Source organism: Paenibacillus sp. JZ16, from assembly GCF_015326965.1.
GTDB lineage: Bacteria > Bacillota > Bacilli > Paenibacillales > Paenibacillaceae > Paenibacillus_AQ.
This window is the reverse complement of record NZ_CP017659.1, coordinates 4,888,945-4,907,568: the sequence shown is the minus strand read 5'-3', so window position 1 is coordinate 4,907,568 and position 18,624 is coordinate 4,888,945. Positions and strand designations below refer to the sequence as shown.

Genomic DNA, 18,624 nt, shown 5'->3' with positions numbered 1-18,624 from the left:
AGCACCGACACTGTTTGTGATTTTTTTCACCGATAACTATTCCTTTTAAGAATAAAATGAACTCAAGAACAATATTTGTGAAGTAATTCACAAAATTATAGGAGGAAACCAGAATGAAAAGGACACTCTCTCTATCCCTCTCTGTCATGTTGATGTTTGCGCTGCTCGTAGGCTGCGGAGGCAACGGAGACAAAGAGCCTGTCACTACGGACAAACCGGCGGAAAGCCAAAACACGGATACCACAACTAATGCGGAACAGCCTGCACAAGATGGAACCCTGCAGGACGGCTTATATTACGCTGAAGGCGAGTTTGCCGAAGACTCCGGCTGGAAGGAACTTGTTGCCATTAAGGTCGAAGGCGGCAAGATCGTCAGCGCCAACTGGAACGGACTTCATAAGGACGGCGGCTTGGACAAAAAGACATTTTCCGAAAAAGGCTTCTACGGCATGAAGGAAAAAGGCGGCGCTCAAGCGGAATGGCATGAACAGGCAGCCAAAATGGAGGAATACCTGGTGGCTCAGCAGTCGGTTGAAGGCTTGACCTTAAACGACGAAGGCCGCACGGATGCCGTATCCGGGGTATCGATCCATGTCAACGGATTTACCGAACTGGCAGCAAAAGCGCTGGCGGCGGGACCTGTTGAAGCAGGACCGTACAAAGACGGCAGCTATCACGCAGAAGGGGCTGATTTTGACGCTAAGTCCGGCTGGAAGGAAACCGTCGACGTTACCGTTATTAACGGCAAGATCGCCGCTGTCAGCTGGAACGGCATTCATAAAGACGGCGGTACCGATAAAGTTACCCGTTCCAAATCCGGTGAATACGGCATGAAGAACGGCGGAGCTCAATCCGAATGGCATGAACAGGCTTACCAAGCCGAGCAGTATTTGATTGAAAAACAAGATCCGCAAGCCATCGTAACGGCGGAAGACGGTAAAACCGATGCCATCTCCGGTGTGTCGATCCACGTCAACGGATTTGTAGAGCTGGCAACAAAAGCACTCGAAGGCGCCAAATAAGCACAAGAGCGATAGATAGAAGACAACTATTCCTTGAGGGGAGATTCGCATGAAACAGATTATCGTGCTGGGCGGCGGATATGGCGGTATACTTACCGCCAAGAAGCTGGCTAAACGACTGCGCAAACAGAAGGATTTGCGGATAACACTCATCGACCGCAAGCCGTATCATACACTGCTAACCGAGCTGCATGAAGTAGCCGCGAACCGGGTCGAGGAGGATTCCATCAAAATCGACCTAAAGAAAGTGTTTTCCGGGTTTCGCAATGTAGACGTAGTGCTGGATGAAATCGGCGGCATCGACTTTGACGGCCAAACACTCCGTGGAGAGAAACAAACCTATTCCTACGATTATCTGGTCATCGGAACAGGCAGCAAGCCAACCTTCTTCGGCATACCGGGCGCAGATCAACACGCCTTTACCTTATGGTCGTATGACGATGCGGTCCGTTTGAAAGAACACACCCTGAATATGTTCCGAAAAGCCGTGCTGGAGCGCGACCCGCAAGTCCGCAAAGAAATGCTGACCTTCGTCGTGGTCGGCGGCGGATTCACCGGGGTTGAAATGATCGGCGAGTTGGCCGAGTTCACGCAACAATTATGTAAGGAATTCTACGTGGATCCAAGCGAGGTTACGCTGCACGTTGCCGACATGGTCGACAAGATCCTGCCGATCCTGCCCGAGCCATTGATCCGCAAAGCCGAGAAACGGCTGCGCAAAATGAACGTCAACATCATCACAGGCTCCAAGATTACGGAAGTGAAACCGGACGGTGTTACCGTCGGCGGCAGCGACATCAAATCCCGTACCGTGATCTGGACCGCAGGGGTGGAAGGCTCCGATGTGGTCGGCAATATGGATGTCGAGCAAAAAGGCCGCAAGCGTATTTTGACCAACGACAAACTTCAAGTTCCTGCCCATCCGAACGTTTATGTCGTCGGGGACAATATTTTCTACATTCCTGAGGGCGCGGCTGCACCCGTGCCTCAAATGGTAGAAAATGCGGAACTAGCAGCCCCGGTCATTGCACATAACATCGTGGCTGAATTATTAAACAAACCGATGAAATCCTACAAACCGACGTTCCACGGCACGATGGTCTGTATCGGCAGCCGCTACGGAGTAGCTAACGTGGGGGTTCCGGGCCATATGTTCAGGCTCAGCGGCTTCCCGGCCATGCTGGTCAAACATCTGATCAACATGCTCTATCTGTTCCAGGTTTGCGGCTTCAACAAGGTGTATCACTACCTACTGCATGAATTCTTCCATGTCCGGAACAACCGCAGCTTCGTGGGCGGGCATTTTGCCAAGCGCTCGCCGAATTTCTGGCTCGTTCCGCTGCGGATTTTTGCCGGATGGATGTGGCTCTCACAGGGATGGGATAAAATCCACAAGATTATCGATGATCCGGATAAAGTGTTCCTCATTCCTGCCAAAGCAGCCGACGGCGTAAGCGCAGCATCCGCTGCAGGTGCCGATGCTGCCGGGGCTGGAGCCGCAGACGCAGTGTCTGCCGCCTCTGCTTATACTGCCGAAGCGGTATCCGCCCTCCCGGTTCCGGATTTTATGAAATCCATTGTCGATTGGTCGATGGACCTGATGTTCTATACCGGCGACGGCGGCTATACTTCGCTTGCCTATGTATTTCAGACCTCGATGGTATTGGCTGAGCTGATCGTCGGCATCCTGCTGATCGTCGGATTGTTCACGGCACCTGCAGCCGTAGCCAGCGTCGCCATGGGCGCGATGGTATGGGTATCGGGGATGGCACCTAACGAAATGCTGTGGTATCTGGCAGCCGGGATCGCCTTAATCGGCGGATCAGGCAGCACGTTCGGACTGGACTACTATGTATATCCTTGGCTGAAAAAGGTATGGAAACGAATACCGATCGTAAGGCGCTGGTACGTGTATACGGACTAATTCTTCTCTACTCAATAGAACGGGCTGATCGTATCGCGCATTGCCGTATCAAGCTCAAGCCCTAACCGTTCTACTGGCATTCACACTCTTAATCAACACGAGCCTTCCGGAAGGAGTCAATAACGATGGATATGAAGCTATTACAGGATACGATCGACCTGCTTCGGTCGCATATCGATTCCGGAACGGATATCGATTGGATGGAGATGGATAACAGACCGGTGAGGGACATCGCCGATATGCTCAACGCTTATGAGCTTGCCTATTCACGCAAAATGACGGTGCTGGCTTGCTGCATCCTGATTCATACTGCACTAAACAAGCATGGCAAGCTGCAAGCGAAGGATAACGAGAGACTGACGCGTATGCTGCTGGACGGCGATTATTTGACTGGACTCATGTACCGGATTGCCGTCAAACGGAAGGAATGGAAGCTGCTGTCCCGGCTTCTCCCCCTCCATAAGCGCATGCAGCTGAAACTAATGAAGAACGTCACACCCGAACTCCTGCTTAAAGAGCTGAAGCGTGAAATCCGCAGCTATCTGGAGCAGCGGAGTGCGTAAGGAGCTATCTAGGGAAAGGAGCGCTGATACAGATGAACATTCATAACCAGATTGGAGTCGATCTCGCTTCCTTCGACCGCCTGCTCCGGGAGGTAGTCACCTCAGACCGTGACCTCACTCCCCCCTCCGTTGTTCTGAGCAGCGTCATGGATCTCATTAACGCCGGCGGCAAGCGGCTGCGCCCGCTTATGGTCGTGCTCGGCAGCCGTTTCGGAAAAAGCGGTCATGAGCGGGCCGTCATGAAAACCGCTGTACTGCTTGAATACTTACACATGGCCTCGCTGGTGCACGATGACATTATCGATCAATCCGATATGCGGCGCGGCATGCCGACCCTGCATGAAACGACGGATGTCCAGACGGCCGTGCACATCGGCAACTACATGATTGCCCGCGCCATCGAATGGGCCGCGGGTCATCCGAATGACGAGTCCGACAAGAGCAGTGAAGACATCTCCGAAGACGAGGCCTACCGATTAGCCGAGCTTGCGGCGTTGGTGACCGAGCTTTGCATGGGAGAATACGATCAGCTGCATCACCGCTTCGACTTCGGACTGACGATGGAGCAGTATTTAGAGAAAACACGCTGCAAAACCGCCCTGCTGATGGCTCACTGCCTGAAAGCGGGCGCGGAAGCAGCTCATGCGGATGCCGGAACTGCTGAGCGGCTCTTTCAATTCGGGGAGTCGCTCGGCATGGCATTTCAAATCCGGGATGACCTGCTCGATTTCACGAAGCCCAAGGAGGCCATCGGCAAGCCGGCTGGCGCAGACCTGCGAAACGGCAACATTACGCTTCCGGTGCTATACGCCCTCAACGATCCAGCCCTTGCACCTGGAATCAGGCAGCTTGGCCCCCACTCTGCGGAGGCTGACATGGACGAGGTCATCCAGCGTATCGCCGCAAGCGGCGCCATTAAGCAAACCGAGGAGCTTGCCCGATCGTATGCGGAACAGGCTCAGCGGATGATCGGCGACTTCGCGGATCACCCCGCTCAGCGTGATTTGCAGGCATTGCTCCATTATTTCCTGCCCTAAAGACAGACATGAAGCCATATACTCCAAACGAACAGGGATACGTCCATCATGGACGCATCCCTGTTCGATTATGAAAGGATGTTTTATAGACATGAATCGCACACGAATCTGGCGGTGGAGAATTGCGCTGGCGACCTTCCTGATCCTGCTTGGTGCGGGGGGCTTCATGCTGTTCAAGACATCTCCAGTCGAAGAACAGAGGACTGGTGACACGCAAGTGAGCTCCATCGCCATCTTTGCGCTCAAGGGCTGCGGCGGCTGCTCCAAAGCGCTGGGTGTCATGGAACAGATGGAAGCAACCTCGCCAGCCTACCGTTACCAGTATTTCAGCATTTCGGAGGATACGGAAGCCGTTAACCGGTACGGCATTACGGAGCACCCGACCATCCTGTTCCTGAACGCTCAGGATGAAGAACTCGGGAGACTGACCGAGGACATATCAAGCGACAGGATCCTGCGCGAACTGGAAGATATCGCTGCGAACGGTGCACGTCCGCCCAAGGGGACGATTCTTTCCGCCATCCCCAGCACGATGCCCAGCGTAACCCTCCATGCCTATGACCCGTTTTCCGGTTTATTCACGCCCGTATCCCAGTACGTGCAGACAGATACCTCCGTCCGCTATCCCAAGGTCAGTGCCATGACGATGCTGACCCAACTGGGAGATCTGTTGCCACCTGAACTTGAAAGCGCCATCCCTGATGGCGTAACCTTCGTGGAAATCCGAACCGAGCACGGGGTGACCGTGGTAGAGCTCTCCCCATCGTTTCGTGCCTTTACCGGCTCTAAGCAGGGAGAACGGGCGGAAGAAGCCATCGCGCTTACGCTGCAAACCTTTGAAGGCGTGAACGGCGTTCAAGTAGTAAGCGGGGCGTATCGCAGCGACATCCTCTATGCGGAAGCTCTTGCTGGCCGTTCCGACGGAAAAACCGACTACCTGCTGCATCCCGATACGCCTCTTCCGCATATCTCCAGCGTGCAGGAATACAATGCAGCCATCCTCCATGCCAGCCACTTGGCCTACATGCCCTGCTTCTGCGGATGCGGCGATGCTGGCCATAGCAGCAACCTCAATTGCTACTATGCTCAAGAGGAAGACGGCAGACTCACGCCAACCACGCACGCGAAATTCTGCCAAACCTGCCTGGACATCACGAACATGTACCTGGACGGCAGGCAGCAGGGGCTCAGCCTGAAGGAAATCCGGCAGTCCGTGGACCGGGCCTACGAGGGGATCGAGCCGACGGATACGCCGATGCCAATGAATGAATAGGTATGACAAAACACCGTTCCGTCAAGGATCGGTGTTTTTTATATTCGTTCTCTACAAGCTGTGTTTTAAAAAATCACAAAAAAGAAGAGGCGATTACCCAGTTTACTGATGTATTTCCCATATTATACCTTTACGGCGTGTATGAGTGTAATCTATGATTTGACTGGTATATCATCCATCGACGGTATACATCAGAAATTAAAAATCGGCAGATTAGAGGAGACGTATTACAACGTGATCAGAAAATACCTAAGCTTTCTTACACTAGCATTGCTGTTTCTTATGTTCACCCATAAGGAGACCGAAGCTTCGAACCAGAAAGTCAGCTTGACCCTCCCTAACGGGGCCACCTACTACGGAGAAGTGAAGAACAATAAACCCCACGGAAAAGGCACCATGAATTGGGGACCTTCCAAAGTATACAGCGGCGATTGGCACAATGGACAAAGATCCGGCACAGGCAAATACATATCGGACAGGCTTCCAGAGGATATGAAAATCGTGTATGAGGGTGAATGGCGAAACGATCGTCCTAACGGAACGGGAATTCGGAGCGAAAGCAACCCTGATTTTGAATTTTATGTAATCTCGAAGGGCATTTTCAAGGATCATGACTTGCTGTCAGGTTATACCGTGATGCAATCCATAGACTCCCTTTGGTTTGAATATCGGAATGGGAATACTCTCTTGGAGTTTTCTGTATCGGATCGGGAGCAGGCAAATGAACTGATGCAATCCAAATTGGCTCGCGGTCATATTCAACTGCTGAATTATTACAAACGGGATAAGTCCACGCCTGACTACAAAGGGTTCGAATATGCAAGCGAGATGGAGGATTTCGGGAGTTCTATCAGCGAAGGCGTATATCGAACAGGTGACTATGGGGTGATGGAGCTCTATACCGGGGTGAACCAACGTTTCGAGGATGAAGAATCCTATAGAGTAGAGAATTACAAGAACGGGAGACTCGTTTCTGCAAAAGAAGTACCGGAGAACGGACGGTTTGCCGGGATCGTTCAAGGGAAAATCAATAACAAGAAGCATGTCCTTCAGCCTTATCTAGGTGAGTTCTCAAAGCTATTAAAAGACTTTGAAAACGACCCAGAGCCGATAAGCTGCAGCAATTCATCCACGAGTGTTTGTGAAGCCTTCCCTATAAACTTCGAGTAAAAATAACCTGCCGCGCCTGAGCCTTTCACAGCATGTCGTCTATCTTCGATATAAACGGGCGATGGATACGGCCCGTAAAACTATAAACGATCCTAAAAAATGATTAATGCCTAAACTTGTTTATTGAGACAAAAAAAAGCCCCAAAGGGTGGTCTCAAAAATAATGTCGAAACGGTATCTGTAAGTATGACACGCTGCTGTCATACTTTTTTTAATATCCTGATATCAGAAAGGTAAATGCTGCGCGTTATCAGTAGGAACATAGCATTCGCTAGCCATACATTCTAGTAAACGATCAGGAGGAAATTACAATGAATAACTACAACACACGAGTAAAAGAAAGAAATCATACGGAGAACTTGGGGGAGGCGATTCGCCCATTCCGGATCGAGATCCCGCAAGCGGAATTGGACGATTTGGAGCGCCGCCTTGTCCACACACGTTGGCCGGATGAGCTCCCTGGGGTCGAGTGGTCATACGGAACGCCGCTTCAAGTGGTAAAGGAAATGGCCGACTATTGGCTAAACGACTTCGACTGGCGTAAATATGAAGAAAAGTTCAATCAATATCCGCAGTATATGACGGAGATTGATGGAGCGAATATCCACTTCATTCATGTCCGTTCAGAAGAACCGAACGCAATGCCACTAATTCTGACACACGGATGGCCGGGTTCGTTCGCCGAGTTTATCGATATGATCGATCTCTTAACAGATCCTCGCAAGCATGGCGGCGATGCAGCAGATGCCTTCCATGTCGTTATTCCTTCTGTACCCGGGTATACCTTCTCAGGCCCGACCCGCGATAAAGGGTGGAGCTCTCACCGCATTGCCCGCGCATGGGCAACACTCATGAACCGCTTGGGATACGAGCAATATGCCGCTCATGGCGGCGACGGGGGGGCATTGATTACCCGCGCATTGGGAATGGTGGATCCGGAGCATGTTGTCGGTGTGCATATGCTGCAGTTGTTTTCGTTTCCATCGGGGGATCCAGCAGAAATGGCAGATTTAAGCGAGGAGGAGATGCGGCGTCTTCAAGTCCTGTCGAACTTCAGCGAGAAGGCAGGATTTTCAGCCATCCAATCCACCAGGCCCCAGACCTTGGCGTATGCCTTGACGGATTCGCCAGTCGGCCAGCTTGCTTGGAATGAGCTGCTTATGGGAATGGGAGAAAGCAATTTGCTTACGCAAGATCAAGTCTTGACACAAGTGATGATGTATTGGCTGACAGGTACGGCAGGATCCTCCGCGCGGCAGTATTATGAAGACGCCCATTCCGGGGTGCAGCATGAAGTAAGCCACGCACCGACAGGGATCGCGGTATTCGCGAACGATTTTCAATCGATCCGGCGTTTTGCCGAACGGGATAACACCAACATCGTTCACTGGTGCGAATATGAACGCGGCGGGCATTTTGCAGCCATGGAAGTACCGGATATCCTTACGGAAGATTTGCGGAAGTTCTTCCGTCAGTTCCGAGGATGATGCCGTTACCGGGGCGCTCACGCAATATGGGCTTATTGAGCAGGCGTGCCTTGAACCGAAGTTTACTCGATCGGCAGCTGCTGCTTCGCCGATCGAGCCTCACGGTTACTCAGACGCTGGAGCACTTGGTCGGGATGCAGGCGCAAGTCCCGGAAGCTGCATATATTGGTCTTTGGACGAGGCTTGAGAACTTTATGCATGACGATTTGGCACAAATGCTCCTGGATCGACGGGCAGTTCGCATGGCTTTAATGCGGTCAACCATCCATCTGACCACGGAACAAGATGCTTTGAGATTGCGTCCTCTGGTTCAGCCTGTACTTGATCGTGACTTGTATAAGAACAGTACGCATGCCAAAGGGATCACAGGATTAGATATGGGAGATGTTGTTGCCTATGGACGGGCGCTTCTGGAGGAAGCCCCCCGTACCATCAAAGAGATAGGAGAGCTTATGAATCATCGGTGGCCGGAGCATCCCCCTTCATCGCTGGCCTATTCACTGCGAAACCTATTGCCGCTCGTTCAAGTTCCGCCTCGGGGAATTTGGGGAGTGGGCGGACAAACCAGATGCACAACGGCAACACATTGGATAGGACGTTCGCTGAACGACAATACAACGCTCGGGGAAATGATCGTGCGGTATCTGGAGGCGTTCGGTCCTGCCACTACCCAAGACATGCAGACTTGGTCTGGACTTACCAAGCTTAAGGAAGTCGTCGAGGGTCTTCGGCCGAACCTGTTAGTCTATCGGGATGAAGATGGCCAAGAGTTATTCGACGTCCCGGAAGCCCCTCAACCAGATTCTGATACACCTGCCCCGCCGCGCTTTCTGCCGAAGTACGACAACGTGCTTGCTTCGCATGCTAATCGTACTCGCATTATTGCGGATCAGCATCGTAAGCTAGTTATGATGAAGAACGGTATGAAAGCTACCTTCCTCCTGGATGGTTTCGTTTGCGGCACGTGGAAAATTGTCCCCGAACGCAGCTCAGCCACATTGGTTGTTGAACCTTTTGGAAAGCTAAACTTGGAGGAAAAAAACGCACTGACGGAGGAGGGAATGAAGCTTCTTCAGTTTGCAGCTGTGGAAGCAGCGGTGCACGACATACAATTCGCCAGTGAAACCGAGGGACGGCAAACCATAGCTTAGTTGGGAAGAGACGCAGCTGATCACGATGATCGGCTGCTTTTTTGTAACGTGCAAAGGTTGTTACACCGCAGTCCTGAAAGACTGCGGTTTTCATTTCCTTCAAGCCACAAACTACAGCAGCGCGGCCGCGGCCACGGGCAGCAGGAACAAAGCAACAAACAGCGTGTCCGCCCGCTTCCATACAAAGGCCCTGAACCTGCTTCGCCGAGCACCCAGCCGGTAGCCTCTGGCTTCCATGGAATCGGCAAGCCCGATGGCGCGCCGGAACGCGCCTGTGGTTACTGGCACCAGCAGGGCAATGATCAGCCGTGCCTTCTCCTTCAGCGGCCGCGATGACAAGTCAAGTCCCCTGGACTGCTGTGCCTTCCACAGCCGCTCCGCTTCCTCGAAGATGGTCGGAATGAACCGGAGGGCAATGCCGAGCATCAGCACCAGCCGATCGGTCGGCACGCCGATATAGGTCAGAGGCCGCAGGAGGCTACCAAGACCCTGGGCCAACTGCTCCGGCTGGGTCGTGAAGGTCAGCACCGCCGCCAACATGATGAAGAGCGCCATCCGGGAGGCGGACACGATACCTTTTTCCAATCCGCCTGCATACACCTTGAACGCGCCCATATCCAGAAGTTTCCCGCCTCCCGCATCATATACAATGTGAAATACCAGGATAAACAATAGCAGGAACATCAGCGGCTTCATGGCTCTGATGAAATAGCGGTACGGGATACCCGTAGCCCGGATCACCGCCGCAGTGAACAGCAGCAGCGCGAGCACCCCCATATATCCGTCTACCAGGAACACAGACACCATAAAGAGCGGCATGGCAGCCGTTTTGGCACGCGGATCCAGGCGGTGAACCCATGAATCGCCTTCCATATACCGGCCCAGGATGATTTTTCGTTTCATCCATGCTTCCTCCTTTCGCCTCTGCTTCGCTCTGCCCTACATTTCAAGCTGCCCTGCGTACCAGTCCGCCAGCGCAGCCGCATCCGGTGGCATCTCCGGAGGCTGTACTCCAAGCTGCGATGCCAGCTTGCCCGCCATCCGCACAGACGACGGAGCCATCAATCCTGCCTGCTCCAGCACCTCCTGCCGGTGTACCAGTTCCTTGGCCGTTCCTTGAAATACGACTCGGCCATCTTTAATGACAACGAATTCGTCCGCATAGGCCGCGACTTCCTCTAACCGGTGGGAGACGAGGAGAACCGTCTTGCCCTGGGTCCTCGTTAATCCATGCAGCCGTTCCAGCAAATCCTCGCGGCTGGCAGGATCAAGGGAGGCGGTAGGCTCATCCAAAGCCAAAATGTCGGGGTCAGCCGCCAGTACGGCAGCTACGGCCGCTTTTCGCATCTGACCCGAGCTTAACTTGAAGGGACTCTGTGCCAGCAGCTCCTCGTCCAATCCGACGAAGGATGCCGCTCTGCGGACCGCCTCGGCGGCTTCGGCTGGGCTCATCCCGAAATTAAGCGGCCCGAACAGCAAATCCTTCTCCACCGTTTCTTCAAACAGCTGCTGTTCCGGGTATTGAAAAACAAGGCCGACGCGCTGCCGCAGACCGGCAGGGACCTTCTTGCTGTCACCCGGTTCAAGGCGGAAATCCATTATGCGAATCAAGCCCTCATCAGCCCGTATCAATCCGTTCATATGCTGGAGAAGCGTTGATTTTCCCGAACCCGGCGCACCGAGAACGGCAATCATTCTGCCTTTCTCCAGCTCCAGATGAAGGCCGTCGAGTCCAAGAATCGGGCTCATCCCCCGGTCCCGGTAGCGGTAAGAAACCTCTTCGAATGATATGACCATAACGCCTCCAGCACCTCCTTCTCCCTAACCAGCTCGCCGATATCAATTCCCCGCGCTTTGAGCTCCCTGCACAGCTGGAGGGCAAAAGGCACCTTTAGCCTGCAACGCTGGAGCAGCTCTTCCTGCAGCAGCAGCTCCCTTGGACTTCCGTCCGCCGTCACCATTCCGCCATCCAGCACGATCATTCGGTCTGCTTCGGCCATCTCCTCTACATCATGGGTGATGGAGATGATGGTGTATCGGCCTTCGGCATGCATCGTTCGCATGAAATCCAGCAGCTCATGCTTAGCCTTCTCATCCAGCATGGAAGCTGCCTCGTCCAAGACAATGATAGAAGGCTCCATGGCCAGCACGGCAGCAATAGCAGCGCGCTGCTTCTGTCCGCCGGACAGGGTTGCCGGATGTCGGTCTAACAGATGGACAATGTCCAGCCGCTCCGCGTATACCCGAATCCGCCGCAGCATCTCTTCCCGGCTCAAGCACAGATTCTCCAAACCGAACGCAATGTCATCCTCTACGGTCAAGCCGACAAACTGATCATCGGGATTGGCAAACACCATGCCTATATGCCGGCGAATCTCCCCCAGCGTACAGCCGTTCTGTTCTATGCCATCGATAAGGATGCGCCCCCGGCTCATGAGGAGCAAACCGTTTAACAGCCGAATCAGCGTAGACTTGCCTGCCCCGTTCTTTCCGGCGATGCATACCCACTGCCCATGGGGAATCGTTAGCGAGATGTCCTTGAGCACGTTCGTGCAGCCCTGGCCGTAATATACATGCTTGAGCTTTACTGCATGCTCTGACTTATCCATTGTGCCCATGCCTAACGCCTCCTCCCTAAGTTTCCGTATGAAACATGCCAAACGGATCGATACGTCGCAGGGATTCGATCAGATGTTTTGCAGCCCATCCCACAAAGATCCCTGTCACGACACCCGCCCCGAGCAGAAATGGCAGGTAATAATAAATTTTGGTTGTTCCCAATACCAGCGAGGCTGCCGTTAATTGACCAATATTATGAGCGATGCCGCCCGCAATGCTCACACCCGTTAAGCTGAAATTATGGCCCCCGAGCCTAAGCATGACATACATCACCAGATAACTTGCCAGCGCCCCGAACATACTGAACAGGAAGGTCGAGAAGCTTCCGAGTATAAAGGCTGTCAGCAGTGTCTTTAAAACAATAAGCCATAGGGCATCCCTGCCCCCCAGGCAAACTAAACAGGTCAGCACCAAAATATTGCCAAGTCCCAGCTTGGCACCGGGTATCGTGACCGCGAATGGAATCAGGGCCTCCACAATGCCAAGCACCACCGATAAGGAGGCGCAGATGGCAATCACGACCAGCTTGCGGAGAGCATAGGGATCAGGAGACAACGGCATCCGGCTCACTTCCTTCATCTTGATCTCCGGTCACTTCGACGAACACGCGATTAGGCAAACATACGATGGTGTCATGAATGTCGTGAACGTGGCCGAACCCCACGCAGAGCTGATCCGGACAATCCGACTCCACCATCTCGATACCCTCGCGGGAGACCCGCAAGAGGTTATATCCCCGCTCCGTCCGGATTTCTATATCTCGGGGCTCTTCCGTAAGCGCCACCGTATCATAATGCTTTCCATTCACCTCGATCATGGCATAGGTTCCCTCCGTCGCTCCGTCTTCTCCCATAAACTTGGATATTCCAAACCAGGCGACAACCGCAATCAGCACGAGCGCTATTCCAATATCTCCGCGTTTCATCAGCATCTCTCCACTTCGCTTTGCTTATCTTCATTATCAGGGCTGCACCAAGTGCCAGAAATGATTTTTCTCACATTCAGCAAGGTACGGGTCTGATACGCTGGGATCATCGGAAGTCGATTTAGAACAGCACCAGAACTGAAAAGAGGAGGCACTGTCATGTATAGGAAGCTTCTTTCCTACAGCAGCCTGTTGATCATGCTCACCCTGTTGATGACGGGATCGATTGGCTGCACAACCACAGCAGATCAGAAGGTAGCCGCCAGTAACGAGCCGGCAACCGAACGTTACTTTATATTCGATACCATTGTAAGTCTCCGCGTTTACGATGAACGGATGACGTCCCAGCATTTCGATGAGATAGGCGCACTGCTAGAGCGTATCGACCAACGCATGAACCGGAAGCTGGCGGGCAGCGAGATCGATCGGGTCAATCAAGCGGCGGGCCAATCCGAAGTGAGCGTATCCGAGGAAACCTTCAAGGTTGTCCAAACCGCCATCGATTACGCAGCGGCTTCAGGTGGACATTTCGAACCGACCATAGGTCCGCTTGTAGACCTCTGGGGCATTGGCGGTGAACACCCCATTGTGCCGGAAGAGGATGAACTGGATGCTGCCATGAAGCGAATGAACTATAAGGATGTCATTTTAAATCCGGCATCCCATGCCATCCTGCTGAAGAAAGGAGGAATGTCGCTGGATCTGGGGGCCATCGCCAAAGGGTATGCGGCGGACGTCATCGCAGATTATTTGCAGCAGCAGGAGTTTCATTCGGCCATCATCGACCTTGGGGGTAACATCCTTGCCATGGGATCAAAACCGAACGGTTCGCCGTGGAATATCGGCATCCAGGATCCTGGTAAAGATCGCGGGCAATCCCTAGGTACGCTTGAAGTCATCAATAAGACCATCGTGACCTCCGGCGTGTACGAGCGTTTCTTTGAAGCAGAGGGAAAAGTGTATCATCATATCCTGAGCCCTTTCACCGGTTATCCGGTCGACAATGACCTACTCAGCGTTACCATAGTGACCGACACGTCCATGGATGCTGACGCCATGTCGACCTCCGTCTTCTCGCTTGGACTAACGGAAGGGCGGAAACTGGTAGAGAGCCGCGGCGATGCCGAGGCTATTTTCGTCACCACCGATCATCAAATCTATCTCACCTCAGGTCTGACCCAAACATTTAAACTGACCAATGGCGATTACCAGCTTGCCAAATAAACTTATGGAAGGAGAAGATGGTATGAAACAGAATCGTGCTGTAAGATCCGATGCATGGGATGGAGGGCTGTTTCCAGCAGGCACTTCCTCCGTCTATTCACAACCGCATCTCGCTCTGATCCGGGAATTGGCCGAGCCTGTCCGTTTGTTTGCAGGTGATTATCTATACCAGGAGAATGATCCTGCAGACCGGCTGTACTTTGTAAATCGTGGAAGCCTGAAGGTATCCAAGCTGCTGGAAGACGGATCGTCGGCCACCTTATCGCTTCACATTCCCGGCGATCTGTTTGGTGAACCCGATCCGTTCGGACGAGCCGTTCATCAATTCGAATCCAAAGCCTTGGAGGATAGTGAAGTCGGAATTGTGCCGCAGGCCGAACTGGATAAAGTCATCCGAACCAACGGTGACTTTGCCGTGGAGTATATGGGCTGGATGGCACTCATGCAGCGCACCGCGCAAAGCAAATTACGCGATCTGCTGCTGCATGGTAAATCCGGCGCCCTGTGCTCTCTGCTGCTGCGGCTGTACAATATGTACGGGACGAGCGGGACAAACAAGGAAACACGAGCCATCATCGGCAAGCGGATTACGAATCTGGAAATGGCGGAGATGATTGGTTCTACCCGTGAAAGCGTTAACCGGATATTGAACGAGCTTAAGGATCTTGGCGTCATTTCTACCGAACGGGGACGCATCGTTCTCAATGATCCCGACTATTTAAGGAATATTTGCCACTGTGAGGACTGTCCCCGAGAGATTTGCCGAATGTAACGGACAAATGAGAAGAAACCTCTCACGAAGAAACGAAAGGCGCATAAGCATCCCTTTTCATCGGAGAGGTTTCATATTTCATGCGTTCATTCCGCGGTTCATTTTTTTCAGCTTCTAGGTTACAGGCATTCTAACCGCTTTTTCAAAAAGCCATGTAGATAGCTGATCAAAAACCTCCTTTTCCCTATCGACCATCTTATACATTTTCTTTCCTCCCCTTAAAACATAGCCCCCTTGATTCATATCCAAAAAATAATCATTCATTTCTCCGTCACGATCACGGTAAAAAATAATGAATGCAAACGTAGGACCTCCATCATTTCTTATGTTTCTGTTGAAAAACGATCGCGGCGATCTCGTATACGAAACGGAATCTAAAATGCTCATTAATTGGTCGAGCTCTTCATTTTTGTCTTCGAATTCGAAATTTCCACATGAAAACTGCGCTAATTCTCGGTGTATTACAACTCCGCTGTGCGCGCTATGATGATATTGGACTAACCGAAATAAGAGAAGCAAGAATTTATCGCATGTATAACTGAGAGCGTTTCCATTCCAACTATGCATAGAAATGAGGTTTTGCTCCATGAAATATCCATTCCAGAATCCGGATCTTCCGCTGGAAGAACGGGTTAACGATCTTGTATCCCGATTTACCTTGGACGAGAAAATCGAATTAATGTGCCAATACCAGGCGGAAATCCCCCGTCTCGGCGTGCAAAAATATAAACATGGCACCGAAGGCGCTCACGGCGTGGCATGGCTTGGCGAAGCAACCGTGTTCCCGCAAAATACCGGGCTTGCGTGCACCTGGAATCCCGAGCTAATGCGGGAGATCGGATCCGTCATCGCGGAGGAAGCCCGCGTCTATTACCAGCGCGACCGGGCCATCAACGGATTGACCATCTGGGCGCCCACGGTGGATCTGGAACGCGACCCTCGCTGGGGACGCACGGAAGAAGCCTACGGGGAAGACCCGCATCTGACCGGGAAACTCGCCACCGAGCTTGTGAAGGGCATGCAGGGAGACCATCCCTTCTACTATAAAACCGTAGCTACGCTGAAACACTTCTACGGCAATAACAACGAAGTTGACCGCGGCAGCGCCTCGGTAAGCATCGATCCGAGAAACAAGCGCGAGTATTATCTGAAGGCTTTCGAGGCACCGTTCCGGGAAGGGAAAGCCGGTTCCATGATGACCGCGTATAACGGCATCAACGGCACGCCGTGCAACCTGAACCATGAAGTAAACGACATCGTCAAACAGGAATGGGGCATGGACGGATTCGTGGTTGGAGACGCGGGTGACGTTCTGGGCACCGTTATGGACCATCATTATGTCTCTTCCTATGCAGAGGCCGTTGCCGGCTCCGTTAAAGCCGGAATCGACAGCATCACCGACGACCAGGACATCTCCTTCCGCGCGCTCCGTGACGCATTGGAGCAAGGGTTATTGGAAGAGCAGGATCTCGATCATGCCATCCGCAATTCCTTCCGTGTCCGGTTCCGCCTCGGCGAGTTCGATCCGGAAGAACGGAATCCTTACAGCCATGTTCCGGAGTCAAAGCTCTGCACGTCCGAGCATGCCGAACTATCTCTGCGGGCCGCCCGGGAATCGATCGTGCTGCTGAAAAACGACGGATTGCTGCCCCTTCAGCGCGATCAGTTGAAATCCGCTGCTGTCATCGGGCCCCTGGCTAACGAAGCATTTACGGATTGGTACAGCGGCACGCCTCCATACCGGATTAAGCCGCTTCAGGGCGTGCAGGAGAAAATGCAGGACCGCAGCGTCCATTTTCATACGGGATTAGATCAGGTACGTCTTCGTTCTGCTGTTAGCGGCCAATATGTAGCCCTATCTTCGGAAGAGAATGGCCGGCTGCTTGCAAACACGGCTGAATCTACCAATGCAGCGGTGTTCGAGCGGAACGACTGGGGCTGGGGTTCCGTCACGCTCCGGCTCGCCAGCAGCGGCAAATTCGTAACCGAAACCGAAACGGGACTGCACGCAACGGCCGACGAAGCTCGTGGCTGGTTCGTAAAAGAGGCTTTCAGCTTTGAGGCGTTACTGGATGGAAGCTTTATGATGAAGAATTGGGAAGGCAAACCGATCCTGCTGGATGAGCATGGACGGCTTGTCGTTGGCGGTACCGAGGATACGGGAACGCCATTTGTCATCGAGACGGTTCAGGACGGCATCGCTGAAGCCGTCGCAGCGGCAGCATCGGCTGAAACCGCCCTGGTATTCGTGGGGAACAGTCCGTTCATTAACGGCAAGGAAACGATCGACCGTCCCGACATTACGCTCCCGCCCGCCCAGCAAGCCTTAATTCAGGCGGTGTACGAAGCTAATCCCAATACGGTGGTTGTCATCGTAGGCGGGTATCCGTTCTCCGTGAACTGGGAACAGGAGCATGTGCCATCCATCCTCTTCACATCTCACGCCGGGCAGGAGCTGGGCCATGCAGTTGCCGACGTTCTGTACGGAGATTACAATCCGGGCGGCCGCTTAAACATGACGTGGTACAAGTCGACCGAACAGCTTCCGGATCTGATGGATTACGACATCATCAAAGGGAAGCGGACCTATCAATATTTCGACGGGGATGTGCTGTACCCGTTCGGTCATGGTCTCAGCTATTCCCGCTTCCATTACAGCGGTCTGTCGCTAAGCCAGCCGAAAATCACGGCTGAAGGCAGCGTAACCGTCACCGTTGCCGTCAAGAATGAGGGCCAGTTGGCTGGGGATGAGGTGGTTCAGCTGTATGTGAAGGCTGGTTCCTCCCGCGTCATCCGTCCTCTCAAATCGTTGAAAGGCTTCCGTCGCATCCATCTGGCCCCGGGCGCTTCGGAAACGGTAAGCTTTGAGCTCAAAGCGGAGGATCTGGCCTTCTGGGATGTCACCCGGGATCGCTATTGCGTTGAAAAGGGAACCTATACGCTCATGGCTGGACCGTCCTCCAGCCAATTGCCGGTCACCGCAGCCCTTCAAGTCGAAGGGGAGACGATCCCACCACGCACGCTGCGCGAGCCTGCTCGAGCGGTGAATTATGACGACTACCAGGGTGTCTTCCTGGATGAATGCCGTGAAGGCGGCGAAAGCATCCGTTTAACCGGTGAAACGGGCTGGATCGCTTTCCATGACGTGGATCTCGGCGACGCTTCGGTAACGTTCCAAGCTAGGGTGAGCGGACATATCAAGGGCGGCGAAATCGTCATTACGACCGGCAGCCCGGATGGTCCTGCAGCTGGAAGCTGCAAGGTTCTGCCGACTGGGGGTCGCCAAGCCTGGACGACAGTCCAGTCCGAATTGACGGGATTAACAGGACGGTCTGACGTCTTCCTCATCATGCAAGGCGAAGTGCAAATCAGCTGGTTCCGCATAGCTTAGCGATAACTCATATCTTAGCGATGACTCATATATAAGTTTGCTTAGTCGCCAGATTCCATTGCGCCT

The 18,624-nt window shown here is 53.0% G+C and carries 17 protein-coding genes; 11 read left to right on the top strand and 6 right to left on the bottom strand.

Annotation, left to right across the window (positions count from 1 at the left end; all coding sequences use genetic code 11):
- The first annotated feature begins 113 nt into the window (after positions 1 to 113).
- The 8 genes from BJP58_RS22115 (at position 114) to BJP58_RS22080 (ending at position 9,627) form a co-directional block, all read left to right on the top strand.
- Entirely contained in the window at positions 114 to 1,022 is a 909-nt protein-coding gene (locus BJP58_RS22115) for an FMN-binding protein (protein WP_194540578.1), read from the top strand.
- 49 nt (positions 1,023 to 1,071) lie between these two features.
- Complete coding sequence (locus tag BJP58_RS22110; protein ID WP_194540577.1) at positions 1,072 to 2,946, top strand: FAD-dependent oxidoreductase; 1,875 nt, start codon at positions 1,072 to 1,074, stop codon at positions 2,944 to 2,946.
- Between the two features lie 125 nt (positions 2,947 to 3,071).
- Positions 3,072 to 3,509 (top strand): hypothetical protein, encoded by a 438-nt coding sequence (locus tag BJP58_RS22105; RefSeq protein ID WP_194540576.1) that lies wholly within the window; start codon positions 3,072 to 3,074, stop codon positions 3,507 to 3,509.
- A gap of 32 nt (positions 3,510 to 3,541) precedes the next feature.
- Positions 3,542 to 4,546 carry a polyprenyl synthetase family protein gene (locus BJP58_RS22100; protein ID WP_194540575.1) on the top strand — a complete coding sequence of 335 codons (1,005 nt, stop codon included), beginning with the start codon at positions 3,542 to 3,544 and terminating at the stop codon, positions 4,544 to 4,546.
- Positions 4,547 to 4,637: 91 nt separating this feature from the next.
- Positions 4,638 to 5,819, top strand: coding sequence for a PCYCGC motif-containing (lipo)protein (locus tag BJP58_RS22095; protein WP_194540574.1), 1,182 nt, complete (start codon positions 4,638 to 4,640; stop codon positions 5,817 to 5,819).
- A gap of 234 nt (positions 5,820 to 6,053) precedes the next feature.
- Complete coding sequence (locus BJP58_RS22090) at positions 6,054 to 6,989, top strand: MORN repeat-containing protein (protein WP_194540573.1); 936 nt, start codon at positions 6,054 to 6,056, stop codon at positions 6,987 to 6,989.
- A gap of 311 nt (positions 6,990 to 7,300) precedes the next feature.
- Positions 7,301 to 8,476, top strand: coding sequence for an epoxide hydrolase family protein (locus tag BJP58_RS22085; RefSeq protein WP_194540572.1), 1,176 nt, complete (start codon positions 7,301 to 7,303; stop codon positions 8,474 to 8,476).
- 26 nt (positions 8,477 to 8,502) lie between these two features.
- Positions 8,503 to 9,627, top strand: coding sequence for a winged helix DNA-binding domain-containing protein (locus BJP58_RS22080; protein WP_194540571.1), 1,125 nt, complete (start codon positions 8,503 to 8,505; stop codon positions 9,625 to 9,627).
- Between the two features lie 111 nt (positions 9,628 to 9,738).
- Here the strand turns inward: BJP58_RS22080 and BJP58_RS22075 are convergent, their stop codons facing one another.
- Genes BJP58_RS22075 through BJP58_RS22055 form a run of 5 tightly spaced genes read right to left on the bottom strand, consistent with a single transcriptional unit; the run spans position 9,739 to position 13,171 of the window.
- Positions 9,739 to 10,530, bottom strand: a complete 792-nt coding sequence (locus BJP58_RS22075) for an energy-coupling factor transporter transmembrane component T family protein (RefSeq protein ID WP_194540570.1) — start codon at positions 10,528 to 10,530, stop codon at positions 9,739 to 9,741.
- Between the two features lie 36 nt (positions 10,531 to 10,566).
- A complete protein-coding gene (locus BJP58_RS22070) occupies positions 10,567 to 11,424 on the bottom strand; it encodes an ATP-binding cassette domain-containing protein (protein WP_194540569.1) in 858 nt (285 codons plus the stop codon).
- Entirely contained in the window at positions 11,373 to 12,245 is an 873-nt protein-coding gene (locus tag BJP58_RS22065; RefSeq protein ID WP_194540568.1) for an energy-coupling factor transporter ATPase, read from the bottom strand. Before BJP58_RS22065 ends, BJP58_RS22070 begins: the two co-directional genes overlap by 52 nt.
- 16 nt (positions 12,246 to 12,261) lie before the next feature.
- Positions 12,262 to 12,807 carry a Gx transporter family protein gene (locus tag BJP58_RS22060; protein WP_100539806.1) on the bottom strand — a complete coding sequence of 182 codons (546 nt, stop codon included), beginning with the start codon at positions 12,805 to 12,807 and terminating at the stop codon, positions 12,262 to 12,264.
- Positions 12,791 to 13,171, bottom strand: a complete 381-nt coding sequence (locus BJP58_RS22055) for a NusG domain II-containing protein (protein ID WP_194540567.1) — start codon at positions 13,169 to 13,171, stop codon at positions 12,791 to 12,793. Before BJP58_RS22055 ends, BJP58_RS22060 begins: the two co-directional genes overlap by 17 nt.
- Positions 13,172 to 13,330: 159 nt before the next feature.
- Here BJP58_RS22055 and BJP58_RS22050 point away from each other — a divergent pair, with 159 nt between their 5' ends.
- A complete protein-coding gene (locus BJP58_RS22050) occupies positions 13,331 to 14,395 on the top strand; it encodes an FAD:protein FMN transferase (RefSeq protein WP_194540566.1) in 1,065 nt (354 codons plus the stop codon).
- A 22-nt stretch (positions 14,396 to 14,417) separates the two neighbouring features.
- Positions 14,418 to 15,167, top strand: coding sequence for a Crp/Fnr family transcriptional regulator (locus tag BJP58_RS22045; RefSeq protein ID WP_194540565.1), 750 nt, complete (start codon positions 14,418 to 14,420; stop codon positions 15,165 to 15,167).
- Positions 15,168 to 15,281: 114 nt separating this feature from the next.
- Here BJP58_RS22045 and BJP58_RS22040 read toward each other — a convergent pair whose 3' ends face one another.
- Positions 15,282 to 15,755 carry a hypothetical protein gene (locus tag BJP58_RS22040; protein ID WP_194540564.1) on the bottom strand — a complete coding sequence of 158 codons (474 nt, stop codon included), beginning with the start codon at positions 15,753 to 15,755 and terminating at the stop codon, positions 15,282 to 15,284.
- Here BJP58_RS22040 and BJP58_RS22035 point away from each other — a divergent pair.
- A complete protein-coding gene (locus BJP58_RS22035; protein ID WP_194540563.1) occupies positions 15,754 to 18,558 on the top strand; it encodes a glycoside hydrolase family 3 protein in 2,805 nt (934 codons plus the stop codon). The genes BJP58_RS22040 and BJP58_RS22035 overlap by 2 nt on opposite strands.
- Positions 18,559 to 18,624 lie beyond the last annotated feature (66 nt).